19 protein-coding genes are annotated in these 21100 nt (G+C 62.2%); 7 read left to right on the top strand and 12 right to left on the bottom strand.

The features are described 5' to 3' along the window. The first annotated feature begins 42 nt into the window (after positions 1 to 42). The 4 genes from ACS4RR_RS13575 (at position 43) to ACS4RR_RS13560 (ending at position 4001) form a co-directional block, all read left to right on the top strand. Positions 43 to 861: a c-type cytochrome gene (locus ACS4RR_RS13575; protein ID WP_222385144.1), complete on the top strand. Its 819-nt coding sequence runs from the start codon at positions 43 to 45 to the stop codon at positions 859 to 861. A 144-nt stretch (positions 862 to 1005) separates the two neighbouring features. After that, positions 1006 to 1341 (top strand): Grx4 family monothiol glutaredoxin, encoded by a 336-nt coding sequence (grxD, locus tag ACS4RR_RS13570; RefSeq protein ID WP_017964491.1) that lies wholly within the window; start codon positions 1006 to 1008, stop codon positions 1339 to 1341. 137 nt (positions 1342 to 1478) lie between these two features. Further along, on the top strand, positions 1479 to 2684 hold the full coding sequence (locus ACS4RR_RS13565) for a multidrug effflux MFS transporter (protein WP_456188903.1): 1206 nt from the start codon (positions 1479 to 1481) through the stop codon (positions 2682 to 2684). A 36-nt stretch (positions 2685 to 2720) separates the two neighbouring features. After that, positions 2721 to 4001, top strand: coding sequence for a multidrug effflux MFS transporter (locus ACS4RR_RS13560; protein ID WP_456188902.1), 1281 nt, complete (start codon positions 2721 to 2723; stop codon positions 3999 to 4001). Positions 4002 to 4192: 191 nt separating this feature from the next. Here ACS4RR_RS13560 and ACS4RR_RS13555 read toward each other — a convergent pair whose 3' ends face one another. The 10 genes from ACS4RR_RS13555 to ACS4RR_RS13510 form a co-directional block, all read right to left on the bottom strand. Continuing rightward, positions 4193 to 5017 carry an inositol monophosphatase family protein gene (locus ACS4RR_RS13555; RefSeq protein WP_260110935.1) on the bottom strand — a complete coding sequence of 275 codons (825 nt, stop codon included), beginning with the start codon at positions 5015 to 5017 and terminating at the stop codon, positions 4193 to 4195. Positions 5018 to 5057: 40 nt separating this feature from the next. Next, positions 5058 to 5885, bottom strand: coding sequence for an inositol monophosphatase family protein (locus tag ACS4RR_RS13550; RefSeq protein WP_456188901.1), 828 nt, complete (start codon positions 5883 to 5885; stop codon positions 5058 to 5060). Between the two features lie 47 nt (positions 5886 to 5932). After that, positions 5933 to 6802, bottom strand: coding sequence for a tRNA 2-thiocytidine(32) synthetase TtcA (gene ttcA / locus ACS4RR_RS13545; RefSeq protein WP_170255794.1), 870 nt, complete (start codon positions 6800 to 6802; stop codon positions 5933 to 5935). A gap of 60 nt (positions 6803 to 6862) precedes the next feature. Next, entirely contained in the window at positions 6863 to 7792 is a 930-nt protein-coding gene (locus tag ACS4RR_RS13540) for a glutaminase (protein WP_456188900.1), read from the bottom strand. Between the two features lie 102 nt (positions 7793 to 7894). Beyond that, complete coding sequence (gene rpsD, locus ACS4RR_RS13535) at positions 7895 to 8512, bottom strand: 30S ribosomal protein S4 (protein WP_017964499.1); 618 nt, start codon at positions 8510 to 8512, stop codon at positions 7895 to 7897. Between the two features lie 224 nt (positions 8513 to 8736). Next, entirely contained in the window at positions 8737 to 10251 is a 1515-nt protein-coding gene (locus ACS4RR_RS13530) for an ATP-binding protein (protein ID WP_260110937.1), read from the bottom strand. 178 nt (positions 10252 to 10429) lie between these two features. Then, positions 10430 to 11230, bottom strand: coding sequence for a glutamate racemase (murI, locus tag ACS4RR_RS13525; protein WP_222385150.1), 801 nt, complete (start codon positions 11228 to 11230; stop codon positions 10430 to 10432). Continuing rightward, the gene (locus ACS4RR_RS13520; protein ID WP_222385151.1) at positions 11211 to 12041 is read right to left on the bottom strand and encodes an RNA methyltransferase; all 831 of its coding nucleotides are present in this window, start codon (positions 12039 to 12041) and stop codon (positions 11211 to 11213) included. The genes murI and ACS4RR_RS13520 overlap by 20 nt, the downstream gene beginning before the upstream one ends. A gap of 4 nt (positions 12042 to 12045) precedes the next feature. Next, positions 12046 to 14085, bottom strand: a complete 2040-nt coding sequence (locus ACS4RR_RS13515) for an FUSC family protein (RefSeq protein WP_260110938.1) — start codon at positions 14083 to 14085, stop codon at positions 12046 to 12048. Positions 14086 to 14182: 97 nt separating this feature from the next. Further along, positions 14183 to 14710, bottom strand: coding sequence for a hypothetical protein (locus ACS4RR_RS13510; protein WP_170281249.1), 528 nt, complete (start codon positions 14708 to 14710; stop codon positions 14183 to 14185). A 187-nt stretch (positions 14711 to 14897) separates the two neighbouring features. Between ACS4RR_RS13510 and ACS4RR_RS13505 the strand changes: the two genes are divergently transcribed. The 3 genes from ACS4RR_RS13505 to ACS4RR_RS13495 all read left to right on the top strand — a co-directional run bounded on the left by ACS4RR_RS13505 (position 14898) and on the right by ACS4RR_RS13495 (position 17343). Next, positions 14898 to 16109, top strand: a complete 1212-nt coding sequence (locus ACS4RR_RS13505) for an NADP-dependent isocitrate dehydrogenase (RefSeq protein WP_260110939.1) — start codon at positions 14898 to 14900, stop codon at positions 16107 to 16109. Between the two features lie 71 nt (positions 16110 to 16180). Next, positions 16181 to 16627 carry a GNAT family N-acetyltransferase gene (locus ACS4RR_RS13500; protein WP_017964508.1) on the top strand — a complete coding sequence of 149 codons (447 nt, stop codon included), beginning with the start codon at positions 16181 to 16183 and terminating at the stop codon, positions 16625 to 16627. 89 nt (positions 16628 to 16716) lie between these two features. Further along, on the top strand, positions 16717 to 17343 hold the full coding sequence (locus ACS4RR_RS13495) for a glutathione S-transferase family protein (RefSeq protein WP_017964509.1): 627 nt from the start codon (positions 16717 to 16719) through the stop codon (positions 17341 to 17343). 46 nt (positions 17344 to 17389) lie between these two features. Here the strand turns inward: ACS4RR_RS13495 and ACS4RR_RS13490 are convergent, their stop codons facing one another. Beyond that, positions 17390 to 18241 (bottom strand): AraC family transcriptional regulator, encoded by an 852-nt coding sequence (locus ACS4RR_RS13490; protein WP_456188899.1) that lies wholly within the window; start codon positions 18239 to 18241, stop codon positions 17390 to 17392. Between the two features lie 150 nt (positions 18242 to 18391). Further along, positions 18392 to 21046: an alanine--tRNA ligase gene (gene alaS, locus ACS4RR_RS13485; protein ID WP_260110941.1), complete on the bottom strand. Its 2655-nt coding sequence runs from the start codon at positions 21044 to 21046 to the stop codon at positions 18392 to 18394. Positions 21047 to 21100 lie beyond the last annotated feature (54 nt).

The following is a 21100-nucleotide window of genomic DNA, read 5'->3' as shown; positions in this document are numbered from 1 at the left end:
TTCGGACGAGTTCTGCGGCGCTATTGGGGGCATGAAGCGACGATGCGCATCGTGAAAATCATTCTCGCGGCCATCGTCGCGATCTGTCTCATCGCCGTTGCCGGCGTATACGCCCTGTCGGAGATGCGTCTCTCCAGGACCTATGACGTCGCAGCGGCCGATTTCACCGTCAAGACGACGCTGTCTGCGGAAGAAGCCGAACGCCGCGCCCGTACGCTGATGTGCGGCGGCTGTCATCACGATGCCGGCAACGTGCTCATCGACGAGCCGGGCGTCGGCCGCATCGTCGCGCCGAACCTGACCCGCTTCGTGCCCATGTACAGCGATGCTGAACTCGTGCGCCTCATCCGCCACGGCATCAAGAAAGACGGCACCGGTGTCTTCATCATGCCGGCAAGCAACTTCGCCAATATCACCGATGACGACATGGCGGCGATCATTGCCTGGCTGCGCAGTCTGAAGCAGCTTCCCGACGCGTTGGTGGGAACGACGCAATGGGGACCGCTCGGGCGAATCGGCCTGGCGCTCGACAAAATCCCCTTCGAAGCCGATCTGGTGCCCGCCGTCATCACCCCTGCCGCCACGCGTCCGGCCGATATCGGCGAATATGCCTTCAGGACCGACTGCAGCCATTGCCACAATCTCGATACGGCAAAGCAGTCGGAAGCGTTCCTGGCACCGGCGCTTAAGCCCCTGGCGCAATCCTATTCGGCTGCCGATTTCAAGACGCTGCTGCGCACCGGCAAGGGTGTCGGCGACCGCGATCTCGGCGTGATGACGCAGGTTTCACAATGGGATTTCAGCCACTTCACCGATGCTGAAATCGAGCAGATTCAGATCTATCTCGCCCACCAACCGTAACGCGACGGCAACAACCCGGCAACGGCCTGCCCGAATTGGTCTTTTTTTGGTTCGGGCGGCTGGAATTCCTGCTGTCGCATGCTATTTAAAGGCAACGATTGAAACGGTGGGCCTTTAACCCGCCTGTTGAAAGGATTAGGTCCCATGAGCGGTATTCACGAATTCATCGACAACGAAATCAAGAGCAACGACGTCGTCCTCTTCATGAAGGGCACGCCGCAGTTTCCGCAGTGTGGTTTCTCCGGCCAGGTCGTGCAAATTCTCGATTACATCGGCGTCGACTACAAGAGCGTCAACGTGCTCGCCGATTCGGAAATCCGCCAGGGCATCAAGGAATACTCCAGCTGGCCGACAATCCCGCAGCTTTACATAAAGGGCGAGTTCGTCGGCGGCTGCGACATCGTCCGGGAAATGTTCCAGGCTGGTGAACTGCAGCAGCACCTCCAGGAAAACGGCATCGCGGTGCGCGCCGCCTCCTGACCGGTCACCGGGCGTCCGCCCGGTTTCCAAATCTGTATCTTGAGTCCGAGGCGCTGCGGCAAGCAGCGCCTTAGCCTGTTTATGGGAATTTCATTGTGACAGATTCATCACAAGCCGTGTCCGCGGGCCGCCTGCCCATGGGCAAGCGAGAATTTATCGCGCTCGCCGCCTTCCTGATGGCCGTCAACTCTCTGGCGATCGACATCATGCTGCCGGCCTTGCAGCAGATCGGCGCCAGCCTCGGCGTCGAGAGCGAAAATCACCGGCAATTCGTCGTCTCCACCTATCTGCTCGGCTTCGGCTGTGCCCAGCTGTTCTACGGGCCGCTCTCTGACCGTTTCGGTCGCCGCACGCCGCTTTTGATCGGTCTCGTCATCTATATCCTGTCCGCCATCAGTATCGTCTTCGTGCCGTCCTTTGCAGGGTTGCTCGCCCTGCGCTTCGTGCAGGGCGTCGGTTCGGCCGCAACCCGCGTCATCACCGTCTCCATCGTTCGCGATATCTATGGCGGCCGGCAGATGGCCGAAGTCATGTCGCTGATCATGATGGTCTTCATGATCGTACCGGTCATTGCGCCCGGCACCGGCCAGATCGTCATGTTCTTCGGCAACTGGCACCTGATCTTCCTCTTCATAGCCACCATGGCGACTGGTATTGCCATCTGGGCCTATCTCCGCCTGCCGGAAACATTGCATCCCGCCAATGTCCGTCCCTTCACCGCCCGCTCGATCTTCGGCGCCTTCAAGCTGGTGCTGACCAATCGCGTCGCGCTCTGCTACACCATCGCCAGCACCTTCATCTTTGGCGCGCTGTTCGGCTTCATCAATTCGGCCCAGCAGGTCTATGTCGGCATTTACGATCTCGGCGTCTATTTCCCCTTCGCCTTCGCCGGCGTGGCGATCTTCATGTCGCTGTCGTCCTTCTTCAATTCACGCTTTGTCGGCAAGCTCGGCATGCGCCGGCTGTCGCACGGCTCGCTCATCGGCTTCATCGCCATCAACGCCATCTGGCTGATCGTCCAGATGGCCAGCACTGAGCCGATGCCCTTCGCACTGTTCATCTCGTTCTTCGGCCTTGCCATGTTCCAGTTCGGCTGGATCGGGTCAAACTTCAATTCGCTCGCCATGGAGCCGCTCGGCCACGTCGCCGGCACCGCCTCCTCGGTCCTCGGATTCATGAGCACGGTCGGCGGCGCCCTCATCGGCGCCGGCATCGGCCAGGCCTTCGACGGCACCGCGCTGCCGATGGTCGCGGGTTATTTCTTTGTGTCGATCATTGGCCTTGTCTTTGTGCTGATCGCCGAGAAGGGCCGCCTCTTCCAACAGCAGAACCCGGCCGTCTGAACGGCCGGCCTCCCTCGCATTCGGAGTCTCAATTACATGACGCCGTCGCATAAACCGCACCAGGAAAACCAGGGCTCCGGCCGCATCGGCATGGGCTTTGGCGAATTCGTCGTCACCATCGCCATCATGACCGCCAGCGTCGCCATGGCAATCGACAGCATGCTGCCGGCTTTGCCCAATATCGGCAATTCTCTCGGCGTCACCAATACCAACGACGCGCAGCTGATCATCGGCGTGTTTTTCTTGGGATTCGGCATCTCACAGATCTTCTTCGGCAGCCTTTCGGATACGTTCGGCCGCCGCAACATCCTGCTCGGCGGCCTCGCCTGCTATGTTGTCGGAATGTTTGCCGCCGCAGCAACCGGCAGCTTCGAAATGCTGCTCGTCATGCGCTTCATTCAGGGTGTGGGCGGTGCTGCTGTGCGCATAACGACCATGGCCATGGTACGCGACTGCTTCGGTGGCCGCGAAATGGCCCGCGTCATGTCCTATGTGATGATCGTCTTCATGATCGTGCCGATCGTTGCCCCCTCCGTCGGCCAGCTCATCATCCTCTATGCCAACTGGCACTGGATTTTCATCCTGCTCGGCATCATCGCCACCGTCCTGTTCGTCTGGGCTCTCCTGCGGCTGAAGGAATCGCTGCCGCCGGAAGAACGGCTGCCGCTGTCGGTCGGCTCTGTCGTCGATGGCTTCAAGACCGTGCTCACAAACCGCATCACCTGCGGCTATATGATCGGCCTCACCATGTTTACCGGCGTCATCAGCGCTTATGTGATCTCGGTGCAGCAGGTGTTCGGCGAGGTCTATGGCCTTGGCGACTGGCTGCCGATCGCCTTTGCGGCCACCGCCGGCGGCATCGCCGTCGCCAATTTCGCCAACGGCTTCTTCGTGCGCAAATTCGGCATGCGCCGCATCTCGCACGCTGCCCTGCTGATCTTCACGGCGCTGTCGGCCATCGGCTTTTTCCTCGCACTGGCCGGCAAGCCGGATTTCGCCGTCGCCTACGGCATCTTCTCCATCGTATTGATGATGTTTGCCGTGATCGCCACCAATTTCACCGCCATCAGCCTCGAGCCGATGGGCAATCTCGCCGGCACGGCAACCGCCATCACCGGCTTCGTTTCGACGACGGCCGGCGCCATCCTCGGCGGCCTGGTCGGCCAGATGTTCAACGGCACGGTGCAGCCGCTCTTCGGCGGCTTCGCGCTCTTCGGCACGGTGACGATCGCCGCCACCCTCTGGGCGGAAAACGGCAAGCTGTTCACCCACCCCGGCGACAGCCCGCAGATCGATCCGGGTGCTGCCCATTTTTGAATGCGAAGAGTGCTGGACCCGGCGGATTAGTTTGTTGAGAACCTCGCTCCCATTCGGCGTCATCCTCGGCCTTGTGCCGAGGATCTGCTACATATCAAACTGACCGCAGATGCTCGGGACAAGCCCGAGCATGACGAAAGAGGAACTGGCCGACTGTCTCAGCAGTCTGAAGCTCACCGAAACGGCATGGTTCAGACCGTAAAGACCTCACGCCGCAGCACGTCCCAGGAGGCCTTGTCGGGGGTAATCAGCAGCCCGCCATCGAGATGATGCGGCAGGTAGGCCGAGCCGTCGAAGCGCGCCGCATAGGCGCCTGCCTCCTGCGAGATCAACGTGCCGGCAAGGTGATCCCAGGGCATCAGCTTGTTGTACATGAGGTAATGCACATGACCGCCGGCAAAGGTGCGGTATTCGTGGGCGGCGCAGCGGTAATTGGTGAGGAAGCGCACCTTGGCGAGGTTGGCGAGCACCTCGGCGCGCTTTTCCTTCGGCAAGTAGCCAGTCGAGGCCATGCCGACCATGTGCTCCAGTTCGACGGGCGCTGCGACCGACAGCCGCTCGGCACCGCCATCAGGCCGCCGCAGCCAGGCACCGCCGCCCTTTTCCGCCATCACCCAGTCGTCGCCCATCGGATCATAGATGATGCCGGCAATCGTCTCGCCGCCGGAGATGACGGATGCCATGACGCCGAAGGCCGGGATGCCGGCGGCGAAATTGAAGGTGCCGTCGACCGGATCGACGACGATCGCGAGATCGGCATGCTCGAGGCTGCCAAGCAAATCAGGATCGGCCGCGACCGATTCTTCGCCGAGGAACAGCGCGCTCGGCCAGAGTTGGGCAGCTTCCGCCTTGATCATCCGTTCCGCCTGCTCATCGGCCTCGGTGACGAGATCGGTCGCCTCGCTCTTGGCGCGCACGTCGTTCTGGCCGAGCCGGCGAAAGCGCGGCAGAATCTCCGCCTTCGCCGCGCGGCGCAGCAGATCGGCAAGAACGGTCACGTCGACAATCGAAGTCATGTCAAATCCTCACGCTCAGGTCTCTCAGGAGAAGCTTGAATCAGATGCCGACGATCTCGCGCCGGATGAGCTGCCAGCTCTCCCGGTCGGGCGCAGAGATGATGCCACCCGTCGTCTCGCCGGGGCGATAGGGCGTGCCGTCGAATTTCGCCGTATGGCCGCCGGCCTCCTGATGCGCGAGCACGCCGGCCAAGTGGTCCCAGGGCATCAGCTTCGCATGGCCGATGAAATGCATCTTGCCGGAAGTGACCATCCAATATTCGTAGGCCGAGCAGTTGAAGGCGAAGGTCATGCGGATCTTCGCCATGTTGGCGCAGATACGGGCGCGATCCGGTTCGTCCATGTGGCTCCATGACAGGCCACCAACCATCTGGTTCAGGCTAGCAGGCTCGGCGACCTTCAGCTTTGTCGACTGCCCGTCCCGACGTTTCAGAAAGGCGCCTGCCCCGCTGATCGCGGTCACTGTGTCGCCGAGAACTGGATCGTGAATAATGCCGGCGACCGTTTCGCCCCTGACGGTCACCGCCAACATGGTCCCGAAGACAGGAAGCCCGGCGGCGAAATTGAACGTCCCGTCGACAGGGTCGATGACGAAGGCGAGCTCGGCATCGGCAAGGGCCGGCACGACGGACCGGTCGGCGTCATAAGCCTCCTCGCCGACGATGAGTGCTGCGGGAAAGCGCTCTCTCAGCGCCGCGGTGATCCGCTGTTCGGCAAGCAGGTCAGCCTGCGTCACCAGATCGATTGCCGACGTCTTTTCCGAAACATCGGCAGCGTCGAGATTGCGGAAACGCGGCATGATTTCGGCGCGCGCCGCCTCCCTGACGCAATCGCCGAGAAAGAGAATATCCTGATCTGAAATAGTCATGCGAAATCCTGTCCGTCATATAATGAGCAGCCTGCTTAGCTGGCTTTTCATGAAGGATCGGTGACACCAAGGGTGGAAAAGTCGAAGAGTTTCGGGTCGAGCAGATGCGACGGGTTCACATGCGAAAGCGCCCGCAGCATCGTATCCTTGCGGCCCGGCATCCGCCGCTCGATATCGGCGAGCATGTCCTTCATCGCATTGCGCTGCAGCCCGTCCTGCGAACCGCAGAGATCGCAGGGGATGATCGGAAACTGCATGGCGACGGCGAATTTCGCGAGGTCGTCCTCAGCTGCATAGGCCAGCGGCCGCAGCACCATCAGATCGCCCTCGTCGTTCAGAAGCTTCGCCGGCATCGAGGCGAGCCGGCCGCCATGGAAGAAATTCATGAAGAAGGTTTCGAGAATGTCCTCGCGGTGATGACCGAGCACCAGCGCATCGCAACCCTCTTCCCGCGCGACACGATAGAGATTGCCGCGGCGCAGCCGCGAACAGAGCGAACAATAGGTGGCGCCTTCAGGCACCTTCTCCTTCACGATCGAATAGGTATCGCGATACTCGATCCGGTGCTGAACGCCGATCTTGGTGAGATAGTCCGGCAGCACGTGTTTCGGGAAGTTCGGCTGGCCCTGGTCGAGATTGCAGGCGATGAGTTCGACCGGCAACAGCCCGCGCCATTTGAGATCGAGCAGCAGCGCGAGCAGCCCGTAGGAATCCTTGCCGCCGGAAAGGCCGACCAGCCAGCGCTTCTGGCCCTTCAGCATATCGAAATCGTCGAAGGCCTGGCGCACCTGCCGCAGCAGCCGCTTGCGCAGCTTGTTGAAAGAGACGGAACGCGGCGCATCGGCAAACAGCGCATGGCCGCTGGTGTCGGCTTCGCCGGTTTCCAAATCATCGGCGATGTTGGCTGCGATATTCATTGCTTCGTCCTACAGAAATTCCACATTTGCTCTAGCAGAAACCCGCCTGGCAACACAGCGTCAATCGCCGAAAACCGACCAGCCGGTGCGCGCTGCGAGCATTTCCAACGCCGCTGCGCCGAGCTGCGAATTGCCGACCTTGTTCAGCCCCGGCGACCACACCGCGATCGAGGCGATGCCAGGCGCCACCGCGAAGATGCCGCCGCCGACGCCGCTCTTGCCGGGCAGGCCGACATGATAGGCGAAGTCGCCCGAGCCGTCGTAATGACCGCAGGTCAGCATCAGCGCATTGATGCGACGCGCCCGCTTCGGCGAGACCACCGAATGGCCGGTCGTCGGATTGCTGCCGCGCGCCGCCAGGAACAGCCCGGCGCGGGCCAGCTGCTCGCAGCTCATCGACAAGGCGCATTGATGGAAATAAACGCCGAGCACGTGATCGACGGGATGGTCGAGATTGCGGTAAGCGCGCATGAAGTTGGCAAGCGCGAAATTGCGGTATCCCGTCTGCGTTTCCGAGCGCGCCACCTTGTCGTCGATGGTGATCGACTCGTCATCGGCGAGATAGCGCACGAAACGCAGCAGTTCGCCGATTGCCTCGCGCGGCGCATGGCCGGCCATGACGACGTCGCTGACGGCGATGGCGCCGGCATTGATAAATGGGTTGCGGGGGATGCCGCTCTCGTGTTCGAGCTGGACGATAGAGTTGAAAGCCGATCCGGAAGGTTCGCGCCCGACGCGCTGCCACAGCCCCTCGCCGACCTTGCCGAGCGCCAGCGTCAGCATGAAGACCTTCGATATGCTCTGGATCGAGAAGGCGGTATCGGCATCGCCGACACGATAGACCCTGCCGTCGACGGTGACGATCGCCATGCCGAACTGCTTCGGGTCGACCTTGGCGAGCTCGGGAATATAGTCCGCGACCTTGCCCTCGCCGATCCGCGGCTGGATATCGGCGTAGATGCTATCGAGGGTCGCCTGCAAATCTGCCATTGCTTCTCTCCAGCTCGCAAAAAAGCCGCTCGAAAGAGCGGCTTTCCGTATATCGACGCATGCTGTTGTCTCGCAATCGGTTTCGACTGCGAGACGAATGCATTAACGCGAATAGAATTCGACGACCAGGTGCGGTTCCATGACGACCGGGAACGGAACGTCGCTGAGTGTCGGAACGCGGCCGAAGGTTGCGACCATCTTATGGTGATCGACTTCGATGTAGTCGGGAACGTCGCGCTCGGCGAGGCTGACGGCTTCCAGAACGATCACCAGCTGCTTCGACTTTTCGCGAACCTCGATGACGTCGCCGGCCTTGCAGCGGTAGGAACCGATGTTGACGCGCACGCCGTTGACCGAGACGTGGCCATGGTTGACGAACTGACGGGCAGCAAAGACCGTCGGAACGAACTTGGCGCGATAGACGATCGCGTCGAGGCGCGATTCCAAGAGGCCGATCAGGTTTTCAGAGGTGTCGCCCTTGCGGCGGTCGGCTTCGGCGAAGATCGCGCGGAACTGCTTTTCGCGCAGGTCACCGTAGTAGCCCTTGAGCTTCTGCTTGGCGCGCAGCTGCACACCGAAGTCCGAAAGCTTGCCCTTGCGGCGCTGGCCGTGCTGGCCCGGGCCGTATTCGCGGCGGTTCACCGGGGACTTCGGACGGCCCCAGATGTTTTCGCCCATACGGCGGTCAATTTTGTACTTGGACGATTCGCGCTTGCTCATCGTATTTCCTTTCAAAGGTTTAAGACGGCTTGTTGCCAAACCGCACGAAGGAAACACGCCCTCCTCTGATCTCTGCCGAGATCCGACAGGATGTTCCGGTTAGCGAACAGAAACGATCCACGGGACATGTCAAATGAAACACCGGACATTGCTGCCCGGTGCTTGCGGCGGTCTTTAGAGGGCCGTCATGAAAATGTCAACAGCGGCAAACCCGGAAAGCGCCACTATTCCGCCGCCAGCGGTTGGTCCCCGCCAGCATCAGGCGCGTTGGCGTCGCCCGGCGCCGTCTGGCAGTCCATGTCCGGGAAAGCGACGATACGCTTGCCGGAAAAATCGGCGTGCACGACGATGATGCCCTGCTCCTCGAAATAGCCGAGCAGGCGCCGCGCGCGACGGGCGGAGTGGGTGCCGTAGGCGCGGGCTATGCGGGCGTCCGACGGGCACGGCTCGCCGCAGACGGCGGCCTTGGCGAGCATCAGGAAGACGCCCTGCAGGTCGTCGGTGACACCTGAAGACAGCGACAGCGCCGTCGCCCAGGCATCGGTCGCAGCTGTCGTTGCGTCGACGCCGGAACGTGAGATCGCCACACGCCGGCGGAAATCCGGCAGCGCGATCGGCGGTCCCGGCACGCGACGCATGCGCAGCCTTACCAGAAAATCCTGGTAGAGCACCGAATCGGTACGGAAGGCGGAGGTGGGATCGTCGAGGATTTCGGCAAGCACGCCAGCCAGGCGCTCCTTCCGCTCCTCGGCGGAGACTTCCGCCTGGCTCGCCCTCGCCTCGGCAGGTACCGCCGATGCCGCCGGCGTCGAGCGCGAGAGTTCGGCCAGAATATCGGTCGTCGGCCGCGGCGCCGGCGGGGCACGGCGCACCAGCGGCCGCTGGAATTCCTCCGGATCGGGCGTGAAGATCAGATCCTCGACATCCTGAGGCGCATCCGGCAGCGGCATCAGCTTCGGGCTGGAAGAGCGCGCCGAGGTCTCCACCGCGCCGATCTGAATCGGCAGCGGCCGGCGCGATAGCGCCGGTCCGAGGGCGACGAAATTGCCGCGCTTCAGGTCGCGGAACATCTCGGCCTGGCGCCGGTCCATGCCGAGCAGGTCGGCAGCGCGCGCCATGTCGATATCGAGAAAGGTGCGGCCCATCAGGAAGTTCGAGGCCTCAGCGGCGACGTTCTTGGCGAGCTTGGCAAGCCGCTGCGTCGCGATCACGCCGGCAAGGCCGCGTTTACGCCCGCGGCACATCAGATTGGTCATCGCGCCGAGCGACATCTTGCGCGCATCTTCCGAGACATCGCCGCCGACCGACGGCGCAAACATCTGCGCCTCGTCGACCACGACGAGAACCGGATACCAGTATTCGCGATCGGCATCGAACATGCCGTTGAGGAAGGCGGCGGCGGCGCGCATCTGGTCTTCGAGATCGAGGCCTTCGAGCGTCAGCACGCAGGAAACGCGATGCTGACGGATGCGGTTGGCGATGCCCGCCAACTCCCCTTCTGTGCGTTCACCATCTACCACGACATGGCCGAACCTGTCGCTGAGGGTGACGAAATCACCCTCTGGATCGATGATGACCTGCTGCACCCATTGCGCCGACTGCTCGAGCAGGCGGCGCAGTAGATGCGACTTGCCCGATCCGGAATTGCCCTGCACGAGCAGACGGGTCGCCAGCAGCTCCTCGATATCGAGCGTCGCCGGGCTGCCGGACGCCAATCCCATATCGATGCCAACCTGCAATGCATATCCTCGCGACGAAGAGACTTACATGAATGAAGCGCCATTCTTCCGAAACGGCATCGCCCCGTCTATCAAAGAATGCGCGGTTTTTCAGGACTGGATTTCGCCAACCCACAGGACAATTCCTGGCTTCATCCGAGAAACTGATCCAGCGCCGTGATCGCGCTTCTTCGCCGAGCTACGCCCTCAAGCCGAATCCCTGCATCAGCCGCCGGGTCGCAAAATCGGGATCGCCCGAGGTGAGCACCGCGAAGTCAACATTGTCGGGATGCACAGCGTCTGCAACCAGCGGCACCAGCGTGCGGGCGCGCCGCGCGATCGCTTCGGCGGGGTCGAGCCAGTCGACCGGCCAGGGCGCAAGCCGCCGGAAAAGATTGGCCATGAAGGGATAATGCGTGCAGGCGAGCACGACGATATCGGTCTTTCGGCCGTCCTTCTCGACGAAACACTGGTCGATTTCGGCAAGCACGGCGTCGTCGGAGACGGCGTCGCCGCGAATATAGGCTTCCGCCATGCGCGCAAGGTTCTCCGAGCCGACGAGCCGCACATGGCATTGCTGGGCGAAGGACTGGATGAGATCGCGGGTATAGGCGCGCTTGACTGTGCCCGGCGTCGCGAGCACCGAGACGAGGCCGGAGCGCGTACGCTCCGCCGCCGGCTTGATCGCCGGCACGGTGCCGACGAAGGTCATCTGGGGAAAAGCGGCGCGGAGATCGGCGCCAACCAGCGTGAAGGCGGTGTTGCAGGCGATGATGCAGACTTCGGGATCGTGCTCTTCGAGCAGCCGGCCGAAAAGCCCGATGATCCGTTCCTTCAGCGCCTGTTCCTCCCAGCCGCCATAGGGAAAGCCGGCATCGTCGGCGACATAGATGAAACCGCGTTCCGGCATCAGCACACGCGCCTCGCGCAAGACGGTGAGCCCGCCGATGCCGGAATCGAAGACGAGGACGGGTTTCAGCTCATGCGTCGGCGCTGTCATCGGGCGGTGTTTCCTTGGCCGCTATGGGGAACCGGCCACCGCGCGGGCTCTTGCGCGAGAAGCGGTCGAGGGAGGAGATGACGCCGCGCAGCACGCTGATTTCCTGCTCCGTGAAAGCCCGGCGGGATAGAACAGCGCGTAGATTGTCGACCATTTTCGGCTTTTTCCCGGCAGGGTGGAAATAACCGCGCACATCGAGCGCCTCCTCCAGCTGGTCGAACAGGCCGAACAGCTGTTCCTTGGTCGAAGGTGTCTGCCCCATCGCCTGGAAGGGCACGGCGCCGAGATCCTCCATGCCTGATTTCATCCATTCATAGGACATCAGCAGCACCGCCTGGGCGATGTTCAGCGAGGCGAAGGCCGGATTGACGGGAAAGGTGACGATCTCGTCGGCAAGCGCCACCTCCTCGTTGGTCAGCCCCCAGCGCTCGCGCCCGAAGAGGATGCCGGTGCCCTCGCCAGCGCGAAACCTCGCCCGGAGCGTCTCGGCGGCGATGACAGGCGAACGCACCGGTTTGTAACCGTCGCGCTCGCGCGCCGTCGTCGCATAGACGAAATTGAGGTCGGCGACCGCCTGCTCCAGCGTATCGTAGACCTTTGTCGCCTCGATGACGTGATCGGCCTTGGAGGCAGTCGCCAAGGCTTTCTCGTTCGGCCAGCCGTCGCGCGGATTGACGAGGCGCAGTTCTGCAAGGCCGAAATTCGCCATGGCACGCGCCACCATGCCGATATTCTCGCCCATCTGCGGCTCGACCAGAATGATGGCCGGCCCTTCGGCCAGAAGTTGACGCTCGCTGTTCGTGCCTGCCATGGTTCTATCCCTGTTTCGAGCGCGCAATAACCTCGCCCGGTGCAAACGGCAAGACGTCAGCCTGCGGATAGAGCCTTTCCAGCGCCGAACCGATCATTTCGAGCCCCAGCCTGGTGCCCTCGCGCGACAGCGGCAGATGCCGTCCTGTCGTCCGCGATGCCTTGCGCTCGATGAAGAAAGCGGTCGAGCCTTGCGCGGCCGCATCTTTCATCAGCGCCAGATCCGTCGCGATCAGCCTCTTCAGTGCGTCGGCCTCGGCCGGCGCTGTGGAACTCTTCGCCAGGATGCGCGACCAATAAGTGCAGGAGAGGAAGATCGCCAGCGTCTGGCGGATCTGGCCCGGCCGCGTCACCACCGACCAGGACGAGCCGAGCGGCTTGGCGGCCACCGTCACGTCGCGGTAGCAGGCATCGATCTTCTGTGACAGGGCGATCAACTCGAAGCCGCTCTTGCCCTCACCGATCGCGTTCAGCAGGTCCTCCAGCGCCTGGAACCAGCGGGCAAGTGCCGCATCGAGCGCACCCCGGGTGCGGGCCGGAAAGACCAGGAAGGCGACTGCCGTTCCGGCCACCGCGCCGATCATGGTCTCCCCGATGCGCAGCTGCAGCAGGTCGAGCGTCAGCACGCCGGTCATGCCATAGACCAGGCAAAGCACGATCGAGATGAAGAAGGTCATCGTCGCGTAGGAAACCTGCAGGAAATAGAAGGCGAGGAAAATGCAGACGGCCGCAACCGGAATGGCGATCGCCAGCTGCCCCGAAATCAGCGTCGCCAGCACAAGGCCGATCGCGATGCCGAACACCGTGCCGAGCGAGCGCGACAGCGCCTTCATCGCCGTGTCGCCGCGCGAATTGGTGTTGGTGAAAACGAGGAAGGAGGAAAGCACCGCCCAGAACCAGCGTTCGCGCGACAGAAGCAGACCGAAGCCCATGGCGAGCGCCGAGGCGAGCGTGATCTGCAGCGCCGACCGCAGCAGCGGATTGGCAAAGGAAAAGTCGATCTTTTCAGACTGCGCAGTGTCCCTGACGGCATCGATGCCGGCAAAGCCGGAGGTCTGCCCCTCGCCGATCGCCTGCGTTAGCTGCTGCCGCGCCTCGCCGAGCCAGAGAAGCGCCCGCACGGTTTCGCCTTGCGGCTCGTCCCTGATGGCTTCCGCCATGGCGCTATAGGCTGCAAGCTCGGCCGCATCCGCCTCGATCACCGCATGGACGAGTGCGAAGGGCGGCTGGCTCTGGAAGCTCAGCACGATCGCACTCTCGGCGGCAAGATGCGCATCGAAGAGCCGGATCGCCAGCTCCGCGGCGGGATCGGCGGTGGCATCGAAAACCCCGCCGGCCGGGCGCGGAATGAAGGTTTCGGCCATCAGCACCACTTCCTTCAACCGGTCTTCCAGCTGGCGCAGCTCCTGCCTGTCGGCTTCGCCGATCTCGGCGTCACCGGCTAGGGCGGCGAGCTTGAAGAGTATCTGGTTGATCCGGCCGCGCACGCTTTCGAGCGAGCGCAGCAGGTCGCGCCGCCAATCATCCGGCAGGAGCACAGCTCTCACCAGGTGCCCGAAGAGCACCGAAACGACGGGGCCGATCGCCACATCAGGCAGTTCGGCAAGAGAAGGCCGGAAATAAGATCCCATGAAATAGGAAGTGAAGGCGAACATGCCGATCGCAAAACCGCGCGGCCCGAACACGCGGCCGGCCGAGGCGAGCGCGATCACCACCAGGAAAACGAGATCGGAGAGAAAACGCCGATCCTCAAGGCCCGCCGCGATGGCGACGACGCCAACGCTTGCGACGCAACCGAAGAGCCGCGTCACCAGTTGGCGCGTATTGCCCTTGTCGCGAACCGCCACCCCGCCCTCGATCGACAGCACGATGCCAAGGCCGAAAGCTGCCGTCGGCAGCGGCAGGATGAACATCTGGATGGCAAGGAGAATCAAGAAGGAGAAAACGATCGTCAACGTTACCCGCGAGGCCATGCGCAGACGCGAGAGCGCCGGATCGTTGGCAAGCAACCAGTCGCGGAACTGAAAACCGGAAAACAAATGCAAAAGCCCCTCATGCCGCCCAGGGATCAACAGATACCGCCGCAGGAGCGGAAATCAAACCGCCCGAGATCGAATCCCAGTGCTTGCGAATGTCGCGCGCCTATTGGCCCTTGGCAATCAGCGCCATTGTCGTCTTGAGGGAATCGCGCGCCTGCGTTTCGATATTCTCGGTGACGATATCGTCGATGACGGGTTTGCTGCCTTCTTCGACCACGAGGAAATGAACAGTCGTATAATCTTTGGCATCGGGCGCATCCGAGCAGGCGGATTTTCGGAAGCGCACCGTCACCTCGGCCACCCCGTTGACCGGCGGTGCCGCGACCATCGTCAGATCCTCCAGCGGGCAGGCATCCTGGCCATTGACGATGACGTCGTAGTCGAAGGGCGAAATGCCGTCGTCGTCGATGGCGGGAAACTGCGCCGCCGCCTGGTATTTCGCGACGAAATCACGGCTGTAGAGATGGTCGAGCCGGCCCGCATCGAAGATGTCGGTCCAGTCGCTGTTGTTGTCGGCCCAGTTGCTCTTGGTCGCCTCCATGATCTCCTTCACGGGAGCAATGATGTCGGCGGCGTGACCGTTGCCGGAAAAAGCGATAAGGCTTGCGATTACAACGGCGATTGTCTTCATGGTCGAATATTCCGGGGGCAGCAGTTGGGCCGGAGACTAGCCGAAATCTGACACTTGGCAATGGCGGCAAAAACGCATTCCGAAACCGGTTGCAGCTTTGCGTTCCCGGTTCACAATGCTATAGCCCTCCTCATCACGTCACCCACCTGGGACCATGTCCCCATCCAAGCTCGAACGAGGCAGATACATGAACAAGATCAAGGTCGCCAATCCCGTCGCCGATCTCGATGGCGATGAAATGACGCGCATCATCTGGCAGCTCATCAAGGATAAGCTGATCCATCCGTACCTTGACCTCGATATCGACTATTTCGACCTCTCGGTCGAAAACCGCGACGCCACCAACGACCAGGTCACCGTCGACGCCGCCAACGCCATCAAGAAGCACGGCGTCGGCATCAAGTGCGCGACGATCACGCCGGACGAAGCCCGCGTCAAGGAATTCAACCTCAAGGAAATGTGGAAGAGCCCGAACGGCACGATCCGCAACATCCTCGGCGGCGTCATCTTCCGCGAGCCGATCATCTGCAAGAACGTGCCGCGCCTGGTTCCCGGCTGGACCAAGCCGATCGTCGTCGGCCGCCACGCGTTCGGCGACCAGTACCGCGCCACCGATTTCAAGTTCCCCGGCAAGGGCAAGCTGACGATCAAGTTCGTCGGCGAAGACGGCACCGTCATCGAGAAGGAAGTCTTCAACGCACCGGGCGCCGGCGTTGCCATGGCCATGTACAACCTCGACGAATCGATCCGCGAATTCGCGCGTGCTTCGATGATGTACGGCCTGATGCGCAAGTGGCCGGTATATCTGTCGACCAAGAACACCATCCTCAAGGCCTATGACGGCCGCTTCAAGGACATCTTCGAGGAAGTCTACGAGAGCGAATTCAAGGATCAGTTCAAGGAAGCCGGCATCACTTACGAACACCGCCTGATCGACGACATGGTCGCCTCGGCGCTCAAGTGGTCGGGCGGTTACGTCTGGGCCTGCAAGAACTATGACGGCGACGTCCAGTCCGACACCGTCGCTCAGGGCTTCGGCTCGCTCGGCCTAATGACCTCGGTTCTGCTGACGCCCGACGGCAAGACGGTCGAAGCCGAAGCCGCTCACGGCACGGTTACCCGCCACTACCGCCAGCACCAGAAGGGCCAGGAAACCTCGACGAACTCGATCGCCTCGATCTTCGCCTGGACCCGTGGCCTGGCGCATCGCGCCAAGCTCGACGACAATGCCGAGCTTGCCCGCTTCGCCGCGACGCTCGAAAAGGTTTGCGTCGACACCGTCGAATCCGGTTTCATGACCAAGGACCTGGCGCTGCTGATCGGCCCCGACCAGCCGTGGCTCTCGACCACTGCCTTCCTCGACAAGATCGACCAGAACCTGCAGAATGCCATGGCGTAAGCCGGCCTTTCCGAGATAACATCGAAGCGGCGGGGATTTCCCCGCCGTTTTCATTTTGGGAGAATGAACCGATGACGGCCATCCTGCGACCGCTCGAATCCTCGGACCGCGCCGCTTGGGAACCCTTGTGGGAGGCCTATCAGCGCTTCTACGAAGTGGTCATCCCGCCCGAAACCACCGATCTCACCTGGGCTCGTTTCCACGATCCTGACGAACCGATGCATGCGCTGGGCGCCTTCGACGAAGACGGCCATCTTGTCGGCATCGTCCATGCCATCTTTCACCGCTCCTGCTGGCTGCCGCAATGGACCTGCTATCTGCAAGATCTCTATGTCGACAACAGCCACCGCGGGCTCGGCACCGGTGCCGCATTGATCGAGGCCGTCGCCGATCTTGCCCGCGCAAACGGTGCAGGCCGACTCTATTGGATGACGCACGAAACGAATGCAACGGCCCGCCGGCTCTACGACAGGATCGCCGAGCGCTCGGGTTTCATCCAGTACCGCAAGACGCTTTAAAGGCCTGGGGTTGCACAAGGGCCCCGCCGCACTATTGATTCCGGGGGAACGGCAAGGCCGCAGAATAACGGGAACACGAGGAGGATCTCATGACTGAAGATTTGGTATTCTATACGAACCCGATGTCGCGCGGCCGCATCGCGCGCTGGATGCTGGAGGAGATCGGCCAGCCCTATCGCACCGAACTCCTGACCTTCGGCGAGACCATGAAGGCGCCGGAATATCTCGCGGTCAATCCGATGGGCAAGGTGCCGGCAATCCGCCACGGCGATACCATCGTCACCGAATGCGCGGCGATCTGCGCCTATCTCGCCGAGACCTTCCCCGAAAAGGCCCTGGCGCCGAGGCCGGAGGAGCGCGCCCGCTATTACCGCTGGATGTTCTTTGCCGCCGGTCCGCTCGAATCGGCGGTGACGATGAAGGCGCTCGGCTTCGAAATTCCGAAGGAACGCCTTCGCATGGCCGGCTGCGGCGGTTTCGGCGATGTCATGAACACGCTTGAAATGGCGGTCTCGGGCTCGACCTATGTCGCCGGCGAGCGCTTCACCGCCGCCGACGTCTATGTCGGCGCCCATATCGGCTGGGGCCTTGGTTTCGGCAGCATCGAAAAGCGCCAGGCCTTCGTCGACTATTTCGGCCGCATCAGCGAGCGTGAGGCCTACAAGCGCGCGAATGAGTTGGACAACGAGGCAGGCAAGACGATGCAGGCCGCTTGACCCTGAAACCGGCGCGGCTGCCAGACCGCGCCGGGGATATCCGCCGTCAGACAAGCGGCATGTGAATGTCCGTCAGAAGCTCGGTCGGCGGCACCTCGCGCGGATTGTTGAGATACTCCTCGAACATGACCCTGTCCTTCAGCTGCCGACCGGATTTCGGCAGCCATTCTGCAAAGAGCCATTGATAAGACTTGGGCATATTGGCATAGGGACCCTTGTGGCGCAGCACCGCATAATCGCCGCCGTCGATCGTGCGCCGCTCGAACGGCGCCGCCGCCGGCACGTCGGCAGCGCCGGTGACGCAGGCGATCGAGCGCAGCTTTTCCTCCGGCACGATATCGGGATCGTCGAGATAGATGCCGATCATCCGCATCTCGGGCTTGGCAAGGCCGCGGGCGTAAAGCGTGCCGAACAGCGTCTCGAAGGCTTTGTCGATATGCATGTAGGAACCGGTATGAAGCACACCGATCAGCTCGATCGGTCCGATCTCACGTATGGTAACGTCTAACATGACTTTGGTCTTTCCGTTGGGTGAGGGTTCAAAGGCTGTGTGGCTTCCCTCTTTCCGATAGCGCGCCGGCGGCATGCCGTAGACCGACTTGAAGATACGATTGAAGGATTGGAGATTGGGATAGCCTGATCGCTTCGCAATTTCGCTGACGGCAAGCTCCGTGCGGACGATCTCGCCCGCCGCGTGATGCAGCCTGAGCCGCTTGACGGTGGCCGCCAGCGTCTCACCGTAGATCGCCCGGTAGATCCTGTGCCAGTGATAGCTCGACATGCAGGCGATCTCGGCAAGCCGCTCCATATCCAGTTCCTCGTCGAGGTGGTCGTGAATATAGGCCGAAACCCGTCTCAGACGGTTTTCATAAAGTACCCATGCCGTTTCGCCATTCATGTCGGAACCTCGTGCAAATCGATCGGCTTGAGAGAACCATAGTCCGATTTGACAAATCCTGCGGAAATTGGCTCTGGGCTTTGAATCAGAGAACGAAAAAAGGCGGAAGCCGAGCCTCCGCCTTTCGAAAATCACTGGTGAACCGGCAGTTCAGCCGGCAAGTGCCACGGCAACCGCCTCGATCGCTTCGTCGGCCTTCGAGCCGTCGGGGCCGCCGGCCTGCGCCATGTCCGGGCGGCCGCCGCCACCCTTGCCGCCGAGGGCGGCCGAGGCGATGCGGACGAGATCGACGGCGCTGTAGCGCTGCACCAGATCCGGCGTTACCGCGACGACGGCACTTGCCTTGCCGTCGTCGGAAACGCCGATCAGCGTGACGACGCCCGATCCGATGCTGGTCTTGCCGTCATCGGCAAGACCTTTCAAATCCTTGGGATCGACGCCCGAAATCGCCTTGCCGAGGAACTTGATGCCGGCGACTTCGCGCACGGCATCGACCGAGCCGCCCTGCCCGCCACCCATGGCGAGCTTGCGCTTGGCGTCAGCCAGTTCCTTTTCGAGCTTGCGGCGCTCGTCCATCAGCGCTTCGACACGCGACAGCACTTCGCCGGGCTGCACCTTCAGCGAGGCGGCGAGCGCCTTCACGCGTTCGTCCTGTTCGGCCAGATATTCGCGTGCCGACTCGCCGGTGACGGCCTCGATGCGACGGACGCCGGCGCCGACGGCGCTTTCGCCGAGAACGCGGATCAGGCCGATCTGGCCGGTGGCCCCGACATGCGTGCCGCCGCAGAGTTCGATCGAATAGGGCTTGCCGGCCTTGGCGCCGCGCACGCCCTCGCCCATCGCAACGACACGGACCTCGTCGCCGTATTTCTCGCCGAACAGCGCCATCGCGCCTTCGGCGATCGCATCGTCGACGCTCATTAGCCTCGTGGTAACCGGCGAATTCTGCAGCACGATCTCGTTTGCCATGTCCTCGACGATCTTCAGTTCCTCGGCCGACATCGGCTTCGGATGCGAAACGTCGAAACGCAGGCGCTCGGGCGCCACCAGCGAACCCTTCTGCGCCACATGAGTACCGAGCACTTCGCGCAGCGCCTCATGCAGCAGGTGGGTCGCAGAGTGGTTGGCGCGCAGCCGCGACCGGCGGGCATGATCGACCGTCAGCACGACGGCGTCGCCGTCCCTGACCACACCGTCGACGACAGTACCCTGATGCACGAACAGGCCTTCGCCCCTCTTCTGCGTATCTGAAATCTCGATCTTGCCGTGGTCGGACGAGATCACGCCGGTATCACCCATCTGTCCGCCGGATTCGCCGTAGAACGGCGTCTGGTTGACGACGATTTGGACCTTGTCGCCGGCCTTGGCCTCGGTCGAAACCGCGCCTTCTTTGACGATCGCCTGCACGACGCCTTCAGCCGTTTCAGTGTCGTAGCCCAGGAATTCGGTTGCACCGTGTTTTTCCCTAAGCTCGAACCAGACGGTTTCCGTCGCCTTCTCGCCGGAACCGGCCCAATGCGAGCGGGCTTCGGCCTTCTGGCGCTGCATCGCATCGGTGAAGCCGGAAATGTCGACGCCGATCTCACGGGCACGCAGTGCATCCTGTGTCAGATCGAGCGGGAAGCCATAGGTATCGTAGAGCTTGAAGGCGGTCTCACCATCCAGCATGTCGCCCTTGGAAAGATCCGTCGTCGCGTCCGACAGAAGCGACAGGCCGCGTTCCAACGTCTTGCGGAAGCGGTTTTCCTCCAGCTTCAGCGTTTCCGAGATCAACGCCTCGGCGCGCACCAGTTCCGGATAGGCGCGGCCCATCTGCTGCACCAGCGTCGGCAGCAGCTTGTAGACCAGCGGTTCCTTGGCGCCGAGCAGCTGTGCATGGCGCATGGCGCGGCGCATGATGCGGCGCAGTACATAACCACGGCCCTCATTCGACGGAAGCACGCCATCGGCGATCAGGAAGGCCGAGGAACGTAGGTGGTCGGCGATGACGCGGTGGCTGGCGCTGCCTTCCGCCTTGACGCCCATCGTGTCCTCGATGGTGCCGATCAACGTGCGGAAGAGATCGGTGTCGAACACGCTCTGAACGCCCTGCAGAACGGCGGCCATACGCTCCAGGCCCATGCCCGTATCGATCGACGGGCGGGGCAGCGGGTTGCGAACGCCGGGTTCGGTCTGCTCGAACTGCATGAAGACGAGGTTCCAGAACTCCAGGAACCGGTCGCCATCTTCCTCCGGGGAGCCCGGAGGGCCGCCCCAAACATTCTCACCCTGGTCGATGAAGATTTCCGAGCACGGGCCGCAGGGGCCGGTATCGCCCATCTGCCAGAAATTGTCGGATGTCGGGATGCGGATGATCTTGTCGTCGGAAAAGCCGGCGATCTTCTTCCACAGCGTCGCAGCTTCTTCGTCCTCGGAATAGACGGTCACCAGCAGGCGGTTCTTCGGAAGGTCGAAGCCTTCGGTGACGAGCTTCCAGGCAAGCTCGATCGCATTCTCCTTGAAATAGTCGCCGAAGGAGAAGTTGCCGAGCATCTCGAAGAAGGTCAGGTGGCGTGCAGTATAGCCGACATTGTCTAGGTCGTTGTGCTTGCCGCCGGCTCGCACGCATTTCTGCGAAGACGTCGCCGTCGAATAGGGACGCTTTTCGAGGCCGGTGAAGACGTTCTTGAACTGCACCATGCCGGCATTGGTGAACATCAGCGTCGGGTCGTTGCGCGGCACGAGCGGGCTCGACGGAACGATCTCGTGGCCGTTCTTCTTGAAATAGTCGAGGAAGGTCGACCGGATATCGTTCACGCCGCTCATGCTATGCCCTTCAATGCTGCCGGAGGCAGGTAAATACAAATCCATCGGCTTTTA

This window comes from Rhizobium zaerense, from assembly GCF_051810725.1.
Taxonomy (GTDB): Bacteria; Pseudomonadota; Alphaproteobacteria; order Rhizobiales; family Rhizobiaceae; genus Rhizobium; species Rhizobium leguminosarum_I.
This window is presented reverse-complemented; position numbering and strand designations above follow the sequence as displayed.